This is a genomic window from Phaeospirillum tilakii (assembly GCF_042683125.1).
Classification (GTDB): domain Bacteria; phylum Pseudomonadota; class Alphaproteobacteria; order Rhodospirillales; family Magnetospirillaceae; genus Phaeospirillum; species Phaeospirillum tilakii.
Map to the genome: position 1 here is coordinate 1 of NZ_JBHUIY010000103.1, position 935 is coordinate 935.

Here is a 935-nt window from a genome sequence, read left to right on the forward strand (position 1 = left end):
AGAGCCCGACTCGAAACTCTATGAATTGAAACAATACCTTGCGAGACGCCTGGTTGTGAGGCGGATATGGGCGACGTTGATCCATGCTTCGGCGGAGGCGATGGATTTTTCCCAGTCCTTGGCCAATCTGCGGCATCGCCCGAGCCATGCGAAGGTGCGTTCGACCACCCACCGGCGGGGGAGCAATTTGAATCCCGTGGCGATGTCCGAGCGTTTGATGATTTCGAGTGTCCATTCACCGATGCGGCCCAAAGCGTCGTGGAGTTTGGGTCCGGCATAGCCGCCATCGGCGAAGACGTGGCGGAGCCAGGGACAGGCTTTACGGATCGACGCCAGGACGAGCGGCGCTCCGTCGCGATCCTGGATATCGGCGGCATGGACGACCACACCGAACAGCAGGCCGATGGTATCGACGACGATATGGCGCTTGCGGCCTTGGATTTTCTTGCCCGCGTCATAGCCTCGAATCCCGCCGCTTTCCGTGGTCTTCACACTCTGGCTGTCGATCACCCCCGCCGTAGGGCTTGCCCCGCGGCCCTCCAGGTCGCGGGCGTCCATCGCCAGAATGAAGCGGATCGTTTCAAGCCGCCCGCTGTCCCGCCAGTCGTAGAAATAGCGCTGAACCGTCGAATAGGGCGGGAAATCCTTCGGCAATTGCACCCACTGGCAGCCCGTCGTCGCCAGATACAGGATCGCGTTGAACACCTCCCGCAGATCTGTCGTCCGCGGTCGTCCCACCCTGTTCGGTGCCGGCATGAACGGCGCGATCAGGGCCCACTCGGCGTCGCTCAGGTCGCTTGCATAACGGCGGTTCGCCCGCCGATACTCACGGCGGGCGGTTTCGGTCCAGGGCATCGATCTCTCTCCGTTTCGTCTCGCAACAAAACGGAATCACAACCCTCTGAAACCGCTCAACTCTTTTTGAGTTGGGCTCT

General features: G+C 61.3%; 1 protein-coding gene. It reads right to left on the minus strand.

Going from position 1 to position 935, the window contains the following annotated elements; genetic code table 11:
- Positions 1–18: 18 nt before the first annotated feature.
- A complete protein-coding gene (locus ACFSNB_RS18720) occupies positions 19–855 on the minus strand; it encodes an IS5 family transposase (RefSeq protein ID WP_377319328.1) in 837 nt (278 codons plus the stop codon).
- Between the last annotated feature and the right edge of the window lie 80 nt (positions 856–935).